The organism is Streptomyces sp. M2CJ-2, from assembly GCF_016757295.1.
In the GTDB taxonomy this organism is placed as follows: domain Bacteria; phylum Actinomycetota; class Actinomycetes; order Streptomycetales; family Streptomycetaceae; genus Streptomyces.
The window spans coordinates 1-17,283 of sequence record NZ_JAESIF010000019.1 but is presented as its reverse complement, the minus strand read 5'-3'; the positions used below and the strand labels follow the sequence as shown (position 1 = coordinate 17,283).

15 protein-coding genes are annotated in these 17,283 nt (G+C 73.7%); 6 read left to right on the top strand and 9 right to left on the bottom strand.

Going from position 1 to position 17,283, the window contains the following annotated elements:
• The first annotated feature begins 341 nt into the window (after nt 1–341).
• On the top strand, nt 342–2,066 hold the full coding sequence (locus JL475_RS16935) for a PucR family transcriptional regulator ligand-binding domain-containing protein (RefSeq protein WP_202278550.1): 1,725 nt from the start codon (nt 342–344) through the stop codon (nt 2,064–2,066).
• A gap of 239 nt (nt 2,067–2,305) precedes the next feature.
• Nucleotides 2,306–3,073, top strand: coding sequence for a hypothetical protein (locus JL475_RS16930; RefSeq protein WP_202278549.1), 768 nt, complete (start codon nt 2,306–2,308; stop codon nt 3,071–3,073).
• Between the two features lie 16 nt (nt 3,074–3,089).
• Here the strand turns inward: JL475_RS16930 and JL475_RS16925 are convergent, their stop codons facing one another.
• A complete protein-coding gene (locus tag JL475_RS16925) occupies nt 3,090–3,947 on the bottom strand; it encodes a GntR family transcriptional regulator (protein WP_202278548.1) in 858 nt (285 codons plus the stop codon).
• A 191-nt stretch (nt 3,948–4,138) separates the two neighbouring features.
• Here JL475_RS16925 and JL475_RS16920 point away from each other — a divergent pair, with 191 nt between their 5' ends.
• The gene (locus JL475_RS16920) at nt 4,139–4,993 is read left to right on the top strand and encodes a (2Fe-2S)-binding protein (RefSeq protein ID WP_202278547.1); all 855 of its coding nucleotides are present in this window, start codon (nt 4,139–4,141) and stop codon (nt 4,991–4,993) included.
• A 248-nt stretch (nt 4,994–5,241) separates the two neighbouring features.
• Nucleotides 5,242–6,285 (top strand): DUF2637 domain-containing protein, encoded by a 1,044-nt coding sequence (locus tag JL475_RS16915; RefSeq protein ID WP_202278546.1) that lies wholly within the window; start codon nt 5,242–5,244, stop codon nt 6,283–6,285.
• An 11-nt stretch (nt 6,286–6,296) separates the two neighbouring features.
• On the opposite strand, the gene JL475_RS16910 is transcribed toward JL475_RS16915, so the two are convergent.
• Together JL475_RS16910 and JL475_RS16905 are read right to left on the bottom strand one after the other, a co-directional pair.
• Nucleotides 6,297–6,719 carry an ATP-binding protein gene (locus JL475_RS16910; RefSeq protein ID WP_307825068.1) on the bottom strand — a complete coding sequence of 141 codons (423 nt, stop codon included), beginning with the start codon at nt 6,717–6,719 and terminating at the stop codon, nt 6,297–6,299.
• Nucleotides 6,720–6,989: 270 nt separating this feature from the next.
• Nucleotides 6,990–7,610 carry a hypothetical protein gene (locus tag JL475_RS16905; RefSeq protein ID WP_202278544.1) on the bottom strand — a complete coding sequence of 207 codons (621 nt, stop codon included), beginning with the start codon at nt 7,608–7,610 and terminating at the stop codon, nt 6,990–6,992.
• A gap of 236 nt (nt 7,611–7,846) precedes the next feature.
• Between JL475_RS16905 and JL475_RS16900 the strand changes: the two genes are divergently transcribed.
• Complete coding sequence (locus JL475_RS16900; RefSeq protein WP_307825067.1) at nt 7,847–9,247, top strand: helix-turn-helix transcriptional regulator; 1,401 nt, start codon at nt 7,847–7,849, stop codon at nt 9,245–9,247.
• A 6-nt stretch (nt 9,248–9,253) separates the two neighbouring features.
• On the opposite strand, the gene JL475_RS16895 is transcribed toward JL475_RS16900, so the two are convergent.
• Entirely contained in the window at nt 9,254–10,996 is a 1,743-nt protein-coding gene (locus JL475_RS16895) for a pyruvate dehydrogenase (RefSeq protein ID WP_202278543.1), read from the bottom strand.
• 93 nt (nt 10,997–11,089) lie between these two features.
• Nucleotides 11,090–12,310, bottom strand: a complete 1,221-nt coding sequence (locus tag JL475_RS16890) for a protein phosphatase 2C domain-containing protein (RefSeq protein ID WP_202278542.1) — start codon at nt 12,308–12,310, stop codon at nt 11,090–11,092.
• A gap of 178 nt (nt 12,311–12,488) precedes the next feature.
• Here JL475_RS16890 and JL475_RS16885 point away from each other — a divergent pair, with 178 nt between their 5' ends.
• Nucleotides 12,489–12,971, top strand: coding sequence for a DUF456 domain-containing protein (locus JL475_RS16885; protein WP_202278541.1), 483 nt, complete (start codon nt 12,489–12,491; stop codon nt 12,969–12,971).
• 25 nt (nt 12,972–12,996) lie between these two features.
• On the opposite strand, the gene JL475_RS16880 is transcribed toward JL475_RS16885, so the two are convergent.
• From JL475_RS16880 to JL475_RS41210, 4 genes are all read right to left on the bottom strand, one after another.
• Nucleotides 12,997–13,527: a methylated-DNA--[protein]-cysteine S-methyltransferase gene (locus JL475_RS16880; protein WP_307825077.1), complete on the bottom strand. Its 531-nt coding sequence runs from the start codon at nt 13,525–13,527 to the stop codon at nt 12,997–12,999.
• Nucleotides 13,528–13,592: 65 nt separating this feature from the next.
• Entirely contained in the window at nt 13,593–14,999 is a 1,407-nt protein-coding gene (locus tag JL475_RS16875; RefSeq protein WP_202278623.1) for a DNA-3-methyladenine glycosylase 2 family protein, read from the bottom strand.
• Nucleotides 15,000–15,086: 87 nt separating this feature from the next.
• Nucleotides 15,087–16,193, bottom strand: coding sequence for a ribosome small subunit-dependent GTPase A (gene rsgA / locus JL475_RS16870; protein WP_237407383.1), 1,107 nt, complete (start codon nt 16,191–16,193; stop codon nt 15,087–15,089).
• A 373-nt stretch (nt 16,194–16,566) separates the two neighbouring features.
• The coding region (locus JL475_RS41210; protein WP_202278538.1) for a cellulose binding domain-containing protein at nt 16,567–17,283 on the bottom strand (717 nt) is incomplete at its 5' end.

The following is a 17,283-nucleotide window of genomic DNA, read 5'->3' as shown; positions in this document are numbered from 1 at the left end:
CTCCACCCGGGTCAGTCACGGAAGCCATGAAGGAGTTGGCTGGCCAGTGCGGTCATCTTGTAGATTCATATGAACGGAGGGGTTCAGCGGCCTCAGCGACTGAGGCGATCTCATCCATCTCCATGCCTTCCTCCAGAAACAGCGGATGCGGAGGACACGGAGAGCACTCTTCTGGTAGGCGGCCGACCACAACCGATCAGCCGCCCGCCGAACGCCGCACCGAAACCGCGGAACCCTCTCCACGTCCCATCGTAGGCATCGACGCACACGTCAACGCACATAACGCACATAACTTACATATCCACGCACACATCGACACAAAGGGAACGGCGGCGACGAGAATGCGGCTGCGCGCACTGCTGGAGACCGACGCGCTGGGCCTCAGGCTGCTCGGCGGCGAGGACGAGCTGGACCGCACCGTGCACGGGGTGATGACCACCGACCTCAAGGACCCCAGCCGCTATCTCTCGGGCGGGGAACTGGTGCTCACGGGCCTGGCCTGGCGCCGGGACCCCGCCGACTCGGAACCGTTCGTACGGCGCATGGTGCGGGCGGGGATCGCCGCCCTGGCGGCCGGTGAGGCCGAGCTGGGCGACATCCCGGACGACCTGATCGCGGCCTGTGCGCGGCACCGGCTGCCACTGTTCGCGGTGCACGAGTCGGTGGCCTTCGCGACCGTCACCGAGCACGTCGTGCGGAAGGTGTCCGGCGAGCGGGCCGGGGACCTCGCGGCCGTGGTGGACCGGCACCGGCGGATGATGACGTCGGGCCCTGCGGGCGGCGGTCCGGACGTGGTGCTCGATCTGCTCGGCACCGACCTGGACCTGCGGGCGTGGGTGCTCTCGCCCACCGGGCGGCTGATCGCCGGCTCGAAGGCGGCGGGGCCGGGGCTGCCCGCGGACGTGGGCGCACGGCTCGCGGCGGAGCAGCTGGCGGCCGCGCGCTCCGGCCGGCCCGGACCGCACCGGGTGACGCTGGACGACCGGACCACGTACAGCCTCTTCCCGGTGCGCGGCGGCGGGCACTCCCCGCAGACCGCGCGGCCCCCGCGGGACGGGCGGGACGCCGCCGGGGCCCAGGGCGGCCCGGACGGCCGGGGGACGGTGCTGTCGGACTGGCTGCTGGCGGTCGAGGCGGACGCCGGGGACTGGGCCGAGGAACGGCTGGACCTGCTGCACGGCGTCACCCAGCTGATCGCGGTCGAACGGGACCGCCGGGACGCGGCGCGCACGGTGCGCCGCCGGCTCGCGCACGAGGTGCTGGAGCTGGTGCAGGCGGGAGCCGCGCCGGCCGAGGTCGCGGCCCGGCTGCGGGTGGCGGCGCCGGTGCTGCTGCCCGGACTCGGGGCCGCGCCGCACTGGCAGGTGGTCGTGGCCCGCGTGGACTGGGACGGCGGCGGGGTCGAGGGCGGCCCGGCCGCGCAGGCGCTGCTCGAGGAGATCCTGGTCGACCCGGCGTCGACGGGGCCCGAGCAGTCCGACCGGCTCGCGGTGGCACACACCGGGGAGGAGGCGATCGCGCTCGTCCCGCTGCCGGCGGTGGCGGGCGAGCACGAGGGCTCCGACGAGAGCGGGATCCTCGCGGAGACCCTGCTGGAGTCCGTACGGGACCCGCTGGCGGCCGGTCTGGACGGCGACGGGCGGCTCACGCTCGGGGTCAGCGCGGCCGTGCACTCGGCGGAGGGGCTGCGCGGGGCCCTGGAGGAGGCACGGCACGCGCGGCGCGTGGCCGCGGCCCGTCCGGGCCGGGTCTGCGCGGCCGGCCACCACGAGCTGGCCTCGCACGTCCTGCTGCTCCCCTTCGTCCCCGACGACGTGCGACGGGCCTTCACCGCCCGTCTCCTGGACCCGCTGCGGGAGTACGACCGGCGTCACCGCGCCGAGTTGATCCCCACCCTGGAAGCCTTCCTGGACTGCGACGGCTCCTGGACCCGCTGCGCCTCCCGGCTGCATCTGCACGTCAACACCCTGCGGTACCGGGTGGGCCGCATCGAGCAGCTGACGGGCCGTGACCTGTCCCGCCTGGAGGACAAGCTGGACTTCTTCCTGGCCCTCCGCATGAGCTGACGGCGGGCCACCGGCGGGAGCCGGGACCGACCGGGGCGGGGGTGGCGTGCGGTGGAGTCGTGCGCCGGTGGGAACTCGCGGGCGCCGTCAGGGAGTCGGCCGTTCGTGCCTGTTGATCCATGACTTTGTGAAATCCTTCACCCACCCTCTTGGCCCGGCCCCGTTGTTCGTGCTGAGATGCGGCCACCACTCAACAGCTCGAAGGCGTGCTCGGGGAGGGCAACGTGGCGCATACCGCCATGTCTGGTAACGGAACGACCGCTGGTGACGATCCTCTCCAGACCGCGGTATGGCGGCTGCGCTCACGCGCCTGTTGGGTCGACGCCGCCGCCCTGCTCACGCCGGTCGCCCCGGCCACCGCGCTGCAGCGGGCGTCGCTCCTGGTGGAGCGGTGCCTGTACACCGAGGCGGGGTGGGAGGAGGCCGAGGACGCGCTGCGCACGGCCGAGGCGCTGGCCGACAGCGACGACGAGCGGGGCGCCGCCGCTTGTGAACGCGGGTACTTGGCCTACGCCGCCACCCTGTTCGGCGTGCGGGACCGCGCCGACGAGGCACGGGCCGCGCTCGGACGGGCGGCGGCACTGATCCCGCCGGGGGCCGCGGCGCGGGCACTGCTGGACTTCCGGCGCGGACTGATCGCCGAGAACCTGACCCGGTCCCCGCAGTCGGCGCGCGCCGCGTACCACCGCGCCCACGCGGGCGCCACCGCGCACGCCGATCCGCTGCTGCTCTCCGGCACCTGGCGTCACCTCGCCGGACTCGCCCTGAGAGAGGGCGAGTTGGCGGAGGCCCGGCACGGCTTCGCCGAATCACTGCGGATCCGCGAGGAGCTGGGCTATCTGGTCGGCACGGCCCCGGCCCTGGTCTCCCTCGCCGACACGGAGACCGACCCGGAGGCGTCCCGCCTGCGGGAGGAGGCCCGCCGCCTGTTGCGCCTGCTCGGCGGGGTCCCCACCTGGCTGGCCCGCCAACTGGCCCCGCCGGCACCGGGAGCGGCCTCGGTGTAGTGGCGTCCCGGCGTCCTCAGACCACCCCGGTGAAGTGGCCCTCCACCAGTGACCGCACCGCGTCCGGGTCACCCGCGATCAACGCGTCCAGCAGAGCGGTGTGTTCGTGGGCGTCGGCCACCAGTCGCGCCGCCCCGCCCCGGGCGCCGGGGGCGGAGCCGATCAGGGACCACTGGGCGCGGCGGTGCAGGTCCTCGGCGACCCGGAGCAACTGCTCGTTGCCGGCCAGGGCGAGCACCGCACGGTGGAAGGCGCGGTCGGACTCGGCGTACGTGGCGCGGCAGCCGGAGGAGGCGGCGCGGATCGTGGCCTCGGCGAGGGGGCGCAGTTCGGCCCAGCGTTCGGCGGGCACCGTACGGGACAGCCGCAGCACCACCGGAATCTCGATCAGCGCCCGGACCTCGGCCAGTTCGGCCAGTTCCCGGTCGCCCCGCTCCACGACCCGGAACCCCCGGTTCGGCACCACCTCGACCGCGCCCTCCAGGGTGAGTTGCTGCATGGCCTCGCGGACCGGTGTCGCGGAGACCCCGAACCGCTCGGCCAGCACCGGCGCGGAGTACACCGCGCCGGGCCGCAGATCACCCGTCACCAGGGCGGTGCGCAGCGCGGCGAGGATCTGCCCGCGCACGGAGGACCGCTGGACGGGCCGTCGGGGCAGAGGAAGGGCCGGTTCGCCGTGCGTGTGCTCACCGCGTACGCCGTCGGCTCCGGTCCTGCCGGGTGCGGCGGCGCCGGCCCCCTCGCCCCGCGATCGGTTCCGTCGCCGGTCCACGTCCTCCGCGCCGGGCCGGGCGGGCAGCCCGGCCCTGCCCGTGGCGCCCTGTCCGGTCCCTGTCTCGTCCACCCCGACAAAGCCCTTCGTGCCCTGCTTCACCGGGTCCTCCTCCGGATGTATCGGTACTTGGGGTCATTACGGCGGCTTGTCACTCGCTCGTCAAGCACCTTAAGGGCACCGGGCCCCCCGGTTCACATCCAGGCGATCTTGGGTAAGGTGAGGCTTACCTTTATTGACCCGGTGTCGGGCGGGCGTCCGTCCGGCTCGACGAGACGTGGAGGGGTGGTCCCATGGCAGTGCCCGGTTCGGCCGTCGCGGACGCGTACGCCCGCTTGGCGGAGGTCTTCCCGGCACTCGCCGTCACCGAACTCGCCGCCGGCGAGGAGACTCCCCGGGGCGGCGCCTGGGTCGCCGCCGACGCCCTCGCCGAAGGGGACGGCGGGAGTGCGCTAGACGCCTTCCTGGCCTGGGACGAGAGCCAGATACTGCGGGACTACGAGCAGCGGGCCCGCCCGGACGTGGTCGCCAGTTTCGGCCTGCACCGCTACGCCTGGCCCGCCTGCCTGCTGATCACCGTGCCGTGGTTCCTGCACCGCCGCGTGCCGCGCTATCCCGTGACGCACGTCTCCTTCGACCGCACCGCCGCCGGACTCGCCGTGGGCCGCATGGCCGTACGGCCGGACACCTTCGCCTGCCTCCCCGGCGACCCTGCGGCCGCGCTGCCCGGCGCCCGCGTGGTTCCGCACGAGGAGGCGCTGCGGGCCGAGGTGCGGACCGCCGTCGCCGAGCACCTCGGACCCGTCCTGACGGGCTTCGGCCCGCGGATGCGGCGGCGCGGCCGCGCCCTGTGGGGCATGGCGACCGACGAGGTCGTGGAGAGCCTGCGGTACATCGGCCACCTGCTCGGCGAGGAGGAGCGGGCCCTGCGGGAGCTGGAACTCCTACTGCCCGGCGCGACCAAGCCGTACGTCGGCGCGGCCGGGTTCCGCCGGGTGAGCGGGCCGGAGGGCGAACCGACGCACACCCGGGACCGGATCAGCTGCTGCATGTTCTACACCCTGCGTCCCGAGGACATCTGCGCCACCTGCCCGCGCACCTGCGGGGGCGCGAGGACCGCCACCAGGGAGCTGGCGAAGGCGAGTTGACGCCGCGAAGGTCACAGGCGATTCACGATTTCCCCACTTGTCGCGGGAACTCTCCACGGAACCACTCGTACGGGTAGTCCCATTCGAACCCAACTCCCTTGACTCAAGCGTCTGTTCGAGCAGAACGACGCCCTGGGTGCTCCCTCGCGCCTCGATGGCCGCCACTTGCTCCGAAATCCCCTGAGGGACGGTGGGATTGGGCCACTATGGCGGGCGTTACGCCCTATCCCAATGCAAGGGACCCCTAGATGAGACTGACCGACATATCGCTGAATTGGCTGCTTCCGGGCGCCGTGCTGCTCCTGGGCATGTCGGCGGCGGTGGCGGTGCTCGCACGCGGCAAGCGCTCCTCGGTCAAGGACACGAGTGCGGACGACTCGTGGGAGCGCAGCGAGGAGCGTCGCAGGCGCAAGGAGGCCGTCTACGGCACCGTCTCCTACGTCCTGCTGTTCTGCTGTGCGGCGGTGGCGGCGGCGCTCTCCTTCCACGGCCTGGTCGGCTTCGGTGAGCAGAACCTCGGCCTGTCCGGCGGCTGGCAGTACCTCGTCCCCTTCGGTCTGGACGGCGCGGCGATGTTCTGCTCGGTGCTCGCCGTGCGCGAGGCGAGCCACGGTGACGCGGCGCTCGGCTCCCGCATACTCGTGTGGACGTTCGCGTTCGCCGCGGCCTGGTTCAACTGGGTGCACGCCCCTCGGGGCATCGGACACGCGGGCGCCCCGCACTTCTTCGCCGGTATGTCCCTGTCGGCGGCCGTGCTGTTCGACCGCGCGCTGAAGCAGACCCGCCGGGCCGCCCTGCGCGAACAGGGCCTGGTGCCGCGCCCGTTGCCGCAGATCCGTATCGTCCGCTGGCTGCGGGCCCCCCGCGAGACGTACCGTGCCTGGTCCCTGATGCTCCTGGAGGGCGTGCGCAGCCTGGACGAGGCGGTCGAGGAGGTGCGCGAGGACCAGCGCCAGAAGGACGAGACGCGCCGGCGCAGGCGCGAGCACGAGCGGGTGGAGCGGGCGCGGCTGAAGGCGATCAGCCGCGGCCACCGCGGTGTGCTGGGCCGGGGCGCCGGCCACCCGGTGGAGGCTCCGACGGTGGAGCGGGCCGACGACATGGCCCCCGCGGAGCCCGTCATACCGGCGCCGGAGGCCCTGCCGATGCGCGCGCGTCCCTCCCTCCAGCCGGTACGCGGCGGTTCCGACCCGATGACCGTCGACCTCACCGCGGAGGACGACACCCAGGCACTGCCGCGCCTGGACTCCCTGGAGCGCAAGCTCAAGGACCTGGAGCAGCAGTTCGGCTGACGGGCGGCGCGTCAGGCGGCGTCCGCGTCGAGTTCGAACCAGACCGCCTTGCCCACCGCGTGCGCCCTGATCCCCCACGCGTCGGCGAGGGACTCGACCAGCGCCAGCCCCCGGCCGTGCGTACCGTCACCTGCGTCCGGTACCCGCGGCCGGGGCTCGTGGTTCGCGAAGTCCCGCACCTCGACCCGTAGTCCACGGGGTCCGACGGTGGCGGTGAGGACCGCCGCCCGGTCGGTGTGGACCAGCGCGTTGGTGACGAGTTCGGTGGTGAGCAGCTCGGCCGTCTCCGACTGTCCGGGTCTTCCCCAGTGCCTGAGCAGTTCTCGCAGGTCGTGGCGGGACTCGGGCACCGCCCGCAGGTCCGCGTGTCCCAGCCGACGTCTCAGCTGTGCCGCCGGGGCCCGCCCCCCGTCGCCGTCGGCCGTCTCCTCCACGGTCGCCCCCCGGGTCCTCCCGGCCGTGCCGGGGCCACCCCCTCGTGCCTGCCTTCTCATGGCCCCCGCCCGCGTTCCGGTGTCGATTCCCCCTGCGGCTCGAACACGTCCGTGGAAATCCATGCCCCGTCACCCACACGCCAAGTCATGTGGCGTGGTCAAGGCCGGTTATTGGCCGAACTTCAACGGCCACACACGTGTACGGGGCCGTCCTCCCGACCCCCGTGGCGAGAGGACGACCCCGGTTCTTCGCGGTGGTCGTGTGCGCCGTCAGTACAGCTTGTCGACGGCCGTGGTCGTCGTCTTCTTGAAGGCGGCCACCGGGGCGTCGTCGAAGTCGCCCATCTGCCCCCAGCCCACGACGGTCACCGTCCTGCCGTCCCGTCCCACGGACAGCAGGTGGATGTCGGTGGCACCCCAGGAGGCGTTGGTGTGCAGACCGTGCACCTGCGCGCCCTCCTCGACCGGCAGTGAGCCGTAGTACCGGCCCTCGGCGTCGAGTTCCGGGTCGGTTCGCTCGATCCGGTCCGCGCAGGAACGGATCTTCTTGTTCAGCAGCGCGGCCAGTGCCTTGCCCTGGGCGGCCGAGCCGGTCACGACGGTGGCCTGCACGGCGCCCGTGTCCAGTTCGGTGTGGAAGACCCGGTGCCGGTAGTCGTGGGCCGGCACGCCTTCGCCCAGGCAGTGGGCGAGCTCCATCGGGAAGCCGTCGGTGACCGGTCCCGCGGTCCACTCGGACCATGCGTGCGGAGGCAGCTCGGAAGCCGCGAGGAACCTGGGTGAGGCGGCCTTGTTCTCCAGGGCCCCGGCCGGCCCGGCGAGTGCCGTGACGGCGGTGACGGCGGCGACGGTGAGTGCGGAGAGGGCGGCGGCGCGGGTGTGCGTGGGCATGGGTGTCCCCCGTGAGGAGTGCGTGGTGGGATGCGGTACGGCGTGTTGCGGCCGTGTCGGCCGGCCGGTGGTCGTCGGGACGACACCCGGAGCATCGGCCGTCCCGGGAGGCCGGCGCAAGCGTCGGCGCCCGATCCCCGGGGATGGAACCATCCCAGCCCGTCTGACGTGCAGGTACATGGGGAGCCTGGGATGCCGTTCCGTGCCCGGTTCGGCCCGACGAGAACGAGTGCGAGGTGACGGTGTCGGCACAGGACGATGTGGCGCGGTTCGCGGCGCTGCTGCGGGAACTGAAGGAGCGTACGGACCGCAGCTACGGCTCGCTGGCCCGCCGCCTCGGCATGAACACCTCGACCCTGCACCGCTACTGCGCCGGAGAGGCGGTCCCCCTCGACTTCGCGCCCGTGGAGCGCTTCGCCGCCCTGTGCGGGGCGTCGGGCGGGGAACGCCTGGAACTCCACCGCCGCTGGCTCCTGGCGGTCGCGGCACGACAACGGCCCCGGGCGGCGGAGGCGCGGGCAGAAGTGGGTTCGGACGCTCCCGACGGTGACGGTGACGTCACCACCGCCACCGCCGACACCGACACCGGCACCGGCACCGACACCGACACCGACACCGAGCATCCTGCCCCGGACGCCGGCATCGTGAGCGGCCCTCGGCCCGCGTCCGCCCGCCCCCGGCCCTGGTACCGGCGCAAGCGCGTCGCGGGTGCGCTCGCCGTCGCCTGCGCGTCACTCGCCACGGTGGGAACACTGGCCGCGCTGCCCGACGGTCACCGCTCCTCCCCCGACGACGGCACCCGGGCCGCCACCGCGAACCCGGCACCGACCGCCTCCGCGGAACCCACGGCAGCGGACCGCCCCGCCTCGTCGCCGCCCGCGTCAGGTCCCTCCGGTCCCTCCGGTTCCTCCGGCTCGGGGCGCACCCCCGGTGCCCCCGGAGGGCGGGGCGAGCCGTCCGGCCCGGCCGCTCTCGGGGGCACCGGAAGCGCCCCCGAGAAGTCCGCCTCCCCCGCCGGGACCCCCCTCGCCTGGACCGTCGACTCGCAGGCCTGGGCGTTCGGCTGCGGCCACGACTACGTCATCGCCAAGCCACCCGCCGAGGTGCCGCCGCCCCCGGTCCCCCAGGACGCCGGTACCTGGGCGGCGACGCAGACGGCGGTGCACGGGGGCGAGACGATCGTGAAGCTGTCCGTGCAGGGGACGTCCGACACGGCCGTCGTCCTCACGGCGCTGCGGGTCCGGGTGACCGGCCGCACCGACCCCGCCCCGGGCAACGCGTACGCCATGGACCAGGGCTGCGGCGGCGCCCTCACCCCGCGGTACTTCGACGTGGACCTGGACAAGGACCGGCCCATCGCCCGCGCGGTCGCCGGGAACGACGCCGGTACGCCGATCCCGGCGGTCCGCATGCCCTACCGGGTCTCCGCGACGGACCCGGAGGTGCTGCAGGTCACCGCCCGGACCGTGACCTGCGACTGCCACTGGCACCTGGAACTGGACTGGTCCTCGGCCGGCCGCTCCGGCACCGTGCGGATCGACGACCGGGGCCGTCCGTTCCGCACCAGCGGCATCGAGGGTTTGCCCCACTACGAGTACGACACCGAAGCCCGTCGCTGGGCGCCCCGGGCGGGCTGAACCCCGTTACGGCCGGGGCACGTTGCGCAGGTTGGAACGCGCCATCTGGAGCATCCGGCCGACCCCGCCGTCCAGCACCATCTTCGACGCGGACAGCGCGAAGCCGCTCACCATCTCGGCGCTGATCTTCGGCGGGATGGACAGCGCGTTGGGATCGGTGACGACGTCGACGAGGGCCGGACCCTTGTGCTCGAACGCCGACTTGAGGGCCCCGGCGAGGTCCTTCGGCTTCTCCACCCGCACCCCGTGCGCGCCGCACGCGCGGGCGACGGCGGCGAAGTCCGGGTTCTTCATGGCGGTTCCGTGCGAGGGCAGCCCGGCGACCAGCATCTCCAACTCGACCATGCTGAGCGAGGAGTTGTTGAAGAGGACGACCTTCACCGGCAGGTCGTACTGGACGAGGGTGAGGAAGTCGCCCATGAGCATGGTGAATCCGCCGTCCCCGGACATCGACACGACCTGTCGGCCCCGGTCGACGAACTGTGCCCCGATCGCCATCGGCAGCGCGTTCGCCATCGAGCCGTGGGAGAACGAACCGATGACCCGGCGACGGCCGTTGGGCGAGACGTAGCGGGCCGCCCAGACGTTGCACATCCCGGTGTCCACGGTGAACACCGCGTCGTCGTCGGCGAGTTCGTCCAGCACGGAGGCCACGTACTCGGGGTGGATCGGCACGTGCTTCTCGACCTTCCGCGTGTACGCCTTCACCACCCCCTCCAGCGCGTCCGCGTGCTTCTTCAGCATCCGGTCGAGGAACCTGCGGTCGTCCTTGGCCTTGACCCTCGGGGTCAGACAGCGCAGCGTCTCCCGTACGTCGCCCCACACCGCGAGGTCCAGTTTCGAGCGGCGGCCGAGGTTCTCGGGCCGCACATCGACCTGGACGATCCTCACGTCGTCGGGGAGGAAGGCGTTGTACGGGAAGTCGGTGCCGAGCAGGATCAGCAGGTCACACTCGTGGGTGGCCTCGTAGGCGGCGCCGTATCCGAGCAGCCCGCTCATGCCGACGTCGTACGGGTTGTCGTACTGGATCCACTCCTTGCCGCGCAGGGCGTGCCCGACCGGGGACTTGATCTTCTGGGCGAACTCCATGACCTCGGCGTGCGCGCCCTGCGTGCCGGCGCCGCAGAAGAGGGTGACCTTCCCGGCCTCGTCGATCATGTCGACGAGCCGGTCGATCTCGGCGTCGCCGGGCCGGACCGTGGGCCGGGAGGTGACCAGGGCGGTCTCGGCGGCCTTCTCCGGGGCGGCGTGGTCGGCGATGTCACCGGGCAGGGTGACGACGCTGACCCCGGAGCGGCCCACCGCGTTCTGGATGGCGGTGTGCAGCAGCCGGGGCATCTGCTGGGGGCTGGAGATCATCTCGCTGTAGTGGCTGCACTCGCGGAACAGCTGGTCTGGATGGGTCTCCTGGAAGTAGCCGAGGCCGATCTCGCTGGACGGGATGTGCGAGGCGAGGGCGAGGACCGGGGCCATGGACCGGTGGGCGTCGTACAGCCCGTTGATGAGGTGGAGGTTGCCGGGCCCGCAGGAGCCGGCGCAGGCGGTGAGCCGACCGGTGATCTGGGCCTCGGCGCCGGCGGCGAAGGCGGCGGTCTCCTCGTGCCGGACGTGGACCCAGTCGATGGCGGAGTTGCGGCGCACGGCGTCGACCACGGGGTTGAGGCTGTCGCCGACGACGCCGTAGAGGCGCTTGACTCCCGCGCGGGTCAGGATGTCGACGAACTGTTCCGCGACGTTCTGTTTGGCCATGACTCTCGTGCGCCCCTTCGGTGTCCGTGAATCCCTCGGGCTTGCGGGCTTCCGGGTCTCCCTCCGGGTTCCATGAATTCACACCCCTCGCGCTCACGCCTCCCAGACGGCGACGGCCGTACGGTCGTCCGCGTACCCCTTGACCCGTATTTGGGCGTCGGCGAGGAACGCGGCGAGACCCGGCGGTTCGGGGCGGGACCACCGCTCGGCCAGGTGGGCCCGGAGTTCTCGCTCGCCGCGCAGCGGATCGGCCAGGCCCGTACTGCACAGCAGGAGGGTGTCACCCTCACGGGCTACAGAGGTGCGGAAGCGGAAGGGTTCGCGCGGGGGTCCGGGGGCGGGCTCGTACGGGCTCGGGGGCGTCGGGATGCCGAGGTCCATGGTGAGCCGGTCGCCCTCGGGGGTCTCGGACGGTGGCGAGCCGAAGCCCATCACGGCCCCTCCCCTGGCCTCGGCGGCCTCCGGTTCGATGTCCTGCCACGCGCCGTCCCGCAGCCGGAACAGGCCGCCGGGGCCGACGCCGAAGAACACCCGGGTACGGCATGCGGGGTCGGCGGGCAGCAGGAGGCAGCGCAGGGTGGCCCCGTACGCCTCGGGTTCGAGACCCTGCTCGGCGGCGCCCGCGCGGAGCCTGCCGAGGGTGCGGTCGGTGAGGCGGTGCAGTCCGGACTTGAGTTCGCCGCGCCGGGCGGCCCTGATGTCCTCGGCGAGACGGGAATGGCTGAGGCCCACCGCCTTGCCCATCCACCGGCAGGCCTCGGCGGCCGCGCGGTGTGCGCCGGGGGTGGCGCGTGCGCCGGTCGCGACCGCCACCAGCACCAGTGCCCGGTCCCCGCTGCCGAACCGGGCGGTCAGCAGGGCGTCCCGCCGCGGTTCGCCACGGTGGCGCGCGGAGTCGCCCCGTACGGACGCGGCCCGCAGGGTGCAGGCCCCGTACCGGGCGCCGTCCAGCACGGTGTCCGGGACCAGGTCGTCCAGTTCGTGGGGGTCGGCGGCGGGCAGTGCGATGGGTTCGGCGGCGTAGGTGGGCGGCCGGGGGCCCACATGGCCGCACGGCACCGGCGGCGCTTCGGCGGGGCGGGCGGGGCGGACGGGACGCTGTGCACGGGGGTCGGCGGGGACATCGGCGAGGGTGGGCGTGGCCTCGGCGGCGGGCGCGGTCGGCCTCTCGTTCACCGTGCCGGCCGCCGAGTCGAAGCGGTCGTCGAGGGAGTCGGCCGCGGACGCGGAGCCCGTGTCGTCGGCGTCGGCGCCGTACAACTGCCCCCACCAGTCGTCCTGGTGACCGGCGGACCCGCCCCCCTGCTCACTCATACCCTCAATTCTCCACCGCGAGGGCCCGATGGAAACGGGGCATCAGGAAATCCGTCCCCGGTGCCGGGCGGCGACGGCACGCCACCCGCCGCAGGGAACGACCGTTCCACAGGAGTGGTCGGTGCGGGTCCGGCGCACCTGGTCTGCGCCCCTTGCCGTCCTCCGGCACTCTGGACAGATGGGAGCGTGGGACCTCCTGCTGGCCGGACTGGTGATCCTGCTCGGCCTGTGCGGAGTACTGCTGCCCGGGGTGCCGGGGTCGTGGCTGGTGTGGGCCGGGATCCTCTGGTGGGCCCTGAAGGACCCGCGCCCCGTGGCGTGGTGGGTGCTCGTCGGGTCGACCGTCGCCCTGCTCCTCTCCCGGGTGGTCCGCTGGACGCTGCCGCCCCGCCGGCTACGGGCCGGCGGGATCGAGGGGCGGGTGCCGGCGTACGCCGGCGCGGGGTCGTTCCTCGGCTTCGTCCTGGTGCCCGTGCTGGGCTCCGTCCCGGGCTTCGTGGCCGGGATCTACGCCGGCGAGCGGATCCGCCTGGGCGGCCACGGCGAAGCGGTCACGGCGACGCGTACGGCGATGCGCGCGGGCGGCTGGAGCCTGCTGACCGAACTGTTCACCTGCCAGTTGATCATGGCGGCCTGGCTCGGCGCGGTGATCTGGGGCTGAGAACCCCGGACAGAACGGCCCCCGGCTACGGGCGAAGGACCCCTTCGTGGGTGAGCAGTCGCACCTTGCGGTCCAGGCCGCCCGCGTATCCGGTCAGCGACCCGTCGGCGCCGATCACCCGATGGCAGGGGCGCACGATCAGCAACGGGTTGGCGCCGATCGCGCCGCCCACGGCCCGTACGGCGGCCCGGGAGGCACCGATCCGGGCGGCGATCTCGCCGTACGACACGGTCGTCCCGTAGGGGACGTCGTCGAGCGCGGCCCAGACCTTCTCCCGGAAGGGGGTGCCGGCGGTGTGCAGGGGCAGCCGGAAATCCCTCAGCTCACCGGCGAAGTACGCGGCGAGCTGTTCCTCCGCCGCGCGGAACGGCCCCGGGTCCTGCCGCCCGCCTTCCGGCACATCGCGACCGCCCTTCTGGCCGGGCACGGAGAGCGAGGTCAGCTCCCCGTCCGGTCCGGCGGTGAGGAGCAACGGCCCGAGCGGGCTCCGCACGCTCGTCCAGTACGGGTGCGGGGTGCTCGTCGTCGTGGTCGGCGTGGCTGTCGTGTTCGTCACGGTCGTCGTGTTCGGCGTGGTCGTCGTGTTCGGCGTGGTCGGCGTGGTCGGCGTGGTCGTCACGGTCATCGGTACTCCAACTCCCCTGCCGCGCGCAGGTGGTTCAGTGCGTATGAGCGCCAGGGGCGCCAGCTGTCGGGCAGATCCGGACCGGGCGGGGCCACGTCCGGGTCGCCGAGGGCACGGGTGCGGATCTCGGCGATGGTACGGGCGTCCAGGCCGGGAACGGCGCGCAGGGCGTCCGCTGTGTCGTCCCGGTCGGCGCCGGGGTCGAGGCGTACGGTGCCGTCCGCGAGGGCGGCGGTGAGCGCACCCAGGGTGCCGCCGGGTTCGGCCTCGGCGAGGACGGCCGGTTCGGGGAAGAGGTGGGTGAGGCCGTCGCAGGGGGCGTCGAGCCTCTTGCCGTACCGCTGGACCAGCCGCGCGGCCTCCTCTCGGCCCACCAGGGCCCGTACCGCGGGTTCCTCCGGGTCGGCGGTGCCCGGCGAGCGCAGTCCGGGCCGGGCGGCGACCAGCGGGGCGAGCCGCGCGTCGGCGCCGAGCCGTTCGTCCACGGCGTACGGGTCCGCGTCCAGGTCGAAGAGGCGGCGCAGCCGCTGTACGGCAGTGGTCAGGTCCCGGAGGTCGGTCAGGTGGACACGGGCGTCGAGCCAGCCGCCAAGGCGGGCGGCGGAGCCGGGGCGCGTGGTCCCGGGACGTTCGTCGACGGCGGTGACGCCGATGCCGTACGGGAGGCGCAGGGTGCGCCGGTAGGTGCGGGCGCCCGGGGTTCCGGTGATCTCCTCGACGCCCGGGACGGCCTCGCGTTCCAGCAGGTCGAAGACGGGGCGGGGCTGGTACGGGCCGCGGTGGGCGAGCCGCACGGGGATGCCCGCCGTGGGGGCGGCCGTACGGCGGGTGGCGGCCCGGCCGCCGCCGGGTGCGGCGGCGCGCAGTGCGGTGGGGGGCATGGCGTACACGGAGCGGACGGTGTCGTTGAACTGCCGCACGCTGGCGAACCCGGCGGCGAAGGCGATCTCGGTGATCGGGAGTCCGGTGGTCTGCAGCAGCACGCGCGCGGTGTGCGCGCGCTGCGCGCGGGCGAGGGCGACGGGCCCGGCGCCCAGTTCGCCGGTGAGCTGGCGCTGCACCTGGCGGGCGCTGTAGCCGAGCCGGGCGGCCAGTCCCGCGACGCCCTCGCGGTCGACCACGCCGTCGGCGATCAGCCGCATGGCCCGGCCCACCACGTCGGCGCGCACGTTCCACTCGGCGGAGCCGGGGACGGCGTCCGGACGGCACCGCCGGCAGGCCCGGAATCCGGCGCCCTGCGCGGCGGCGGCGGTCGCGAAGAACCGCACGTTGCGTCGTTTCGGTGTGACGGCGGGGCAGCTGGGACGGCAGTAGATCCCGGTCGTCCCGACGGCGAAGAAGAACGCGCCGTCGAACCGGCCGTCCCGGCTGCGCACCGCCTCGTACCTGCTGTCCTCGTCCATCACACCGTCCAGTCTCCGCCGGCCGGGGGAGGCCGGCTGGCGGAAATCGGACAGGGAGGTGCCGGGGGGCGAGGGGGCGCCGACGGGTCAGCGCAGGCGGCCCCGCTTCGCCTCCATCGCCGCCTTGCCCACCGCCCCCTTCCGCTTCCACTCCTTGCGGATCTCCGCGCGCAGCCGCGCGTCGGTCTTGGCGACGATGCGCTGGTTCTCCCGCAGCAGTTTGCGGTAGCTCTCGAGGCGGCGTTCCGGCAGGGCGCCCGCCTCGATGGCCTCGAGGACCGCGCACCCCGGTTCGCTCTCGTGCGCGCAGTCGTGGAAACGGCAGCCCCCGGCGAGCTCCTCGATCTCGGAGAACACCTGGCTGACGCCGCTGCCGGCGTCCCAGAGCCCGACGCCCCGCAGGCCCGGGGTGTCGATGAGGACTCCCCCGCCGGGCAGGGCGAGCAGGTTGCGGGTGGTGGTGGTGTGGCGGCCCTTGCCGTCGACCTCCCGGGCCGCCTGGACGTCCATCACGTCCTCGCCGAGGAGCACGTTGGCGAGGGTGGACTTGCCCGCGCCCGACACGCCGATCAGTACCGACGTACCGCCGGAGACGACCGCGGCGAGGACGTCCAGGCCTCCCCCAAGCTCTCGGCTTCGCTCGAGCAGGGAGGTACCCCCAGCGTCCCGCGCGCTGACGGCTAGCACCGGGACACCGGGCGCGGTGGTCTCCACGTCCTGGACCAGATGGGCCCGGGTCACCGCGTCCGGCACGAGGTCGGCCTTGGTGAGCACGACCACCGGCTGCGCCCCGGACTCCCAGGCGAGGGCGAGGAACCGTTCGATCCGCGCCAGGTCCAGCTCGCCGGCGAGCGAGACGGCGATGACGGCGTGGTCGACGTTGGCGGCGAGGATCTGCCCCTCGGACCGCTCGGAGGAGGCGGAGCGCACGAAGGCGGTACGCCGTGGCAGGTAGGCCCGTACGTAGCGCGGGGTGCCGCCCTCCGGTTCGACGGCGACCCAGTCCCCGGTGCACACGACCCGCAGGGGGTCGCGCGGGGTGACGAACGCGGTGTCGGCCCGTACGGTCCCGTCTGCGGTGACCACGTCGCACTGACCGCGGTCGACCCGCACCACGCGCCCGGCCAGCAGCCCTTCGGCCTCGTACGGGGCGAACGCGTCGGCCCACGTCCCGTCCCAGCCGTAGGCGGCCAGCGCGGAGGACCGCGACGCGGGGAGGGAGACGGGAGAGGTGGTGGCGGAGGTGGGGAAAGAAGAGGTGGAACTCAAGGGGTGACCCTTCGCGAGGGTGGCCCCGGCGGCCGCGCGAAGACGCGCGGAACGGAAAGGTGAGGTCAGCCGGTGGCCACGGAGATGAAACGGATGGATTCCTGGATGCGGGCAGCGCCCATCGCAAAGACAGCCATCGGTCACACCTCCCGTCCCTCACTCGATCCGGCGGCAGCGGACCACGGCGCATGCGCGCGCCGCTCGTGTGCTGCGGCCCTCACTGTAGGAGACCGCAGGCCCGGGGCGCCACCGATTTGACGGGCGCCCCGGACGCCCGGGGGTTTCGGGCCGGGCCGCGTCACATGGTCGTGCAGGAGTGGCCGTTGAGGGTGATGTCGGAGGGCGGGGAGTTCGTGCCGTTCCAGGAGGCGATGAAGCCGAAGGCGAGCTTCCCGCCGGCGGGGGCGGTCCTGTTGTAGTCGGCGGCGGTGGCGGTGACGCGGGGCCCGTTCTGGCTGACCTCGGCGTCCCACATCTGGGTGACGCGCTGACCGTCCTCGAAGGTGAAGGCCACGCGCCAGGAGTCGAGGGGCTCCGTCGTGGTGACGGTGACGGTGGCCTGGAAGCCGACGGGCCACTGGTTGACCAGGTCGTACGCGGCGTGGCAGACGGCCGGCCTGCTGGGCGCGGTGGTCCTGGGCGCGGTGGGGGCGGTGGCGGTGGTGCTGCCCTGGGGTTCGGGGTCGGGGTCGGGTTTCGCCGGGCCCGGGGCGCCTTCGGAGGGCGGCTGCGGGGTGCCGGGGGAGGCAGAGCCGGAGGCGGAGGCGGTGGGGGCGGGGACCGCGGGCGGGTACGGGCCCGGATCGGCCACCGGTCCGGGCTCGGCGCCGGTGCGGATCGCGCTGTCGGCGTCCGTGCCGCCGAACGGCATCAGGGAGACGGCGAGGGCGAGGCCGGACACCAGGACGGCGGCGACCAGCAGCCCGTTGCGGGTGGCGCGTGCCCGGCCGGCTCCGTCGGCCGGGTCGCCGCCCGCGTCGGGGCCGTCGGGGCGGCCGGGGCCGAGCCGCGCCTG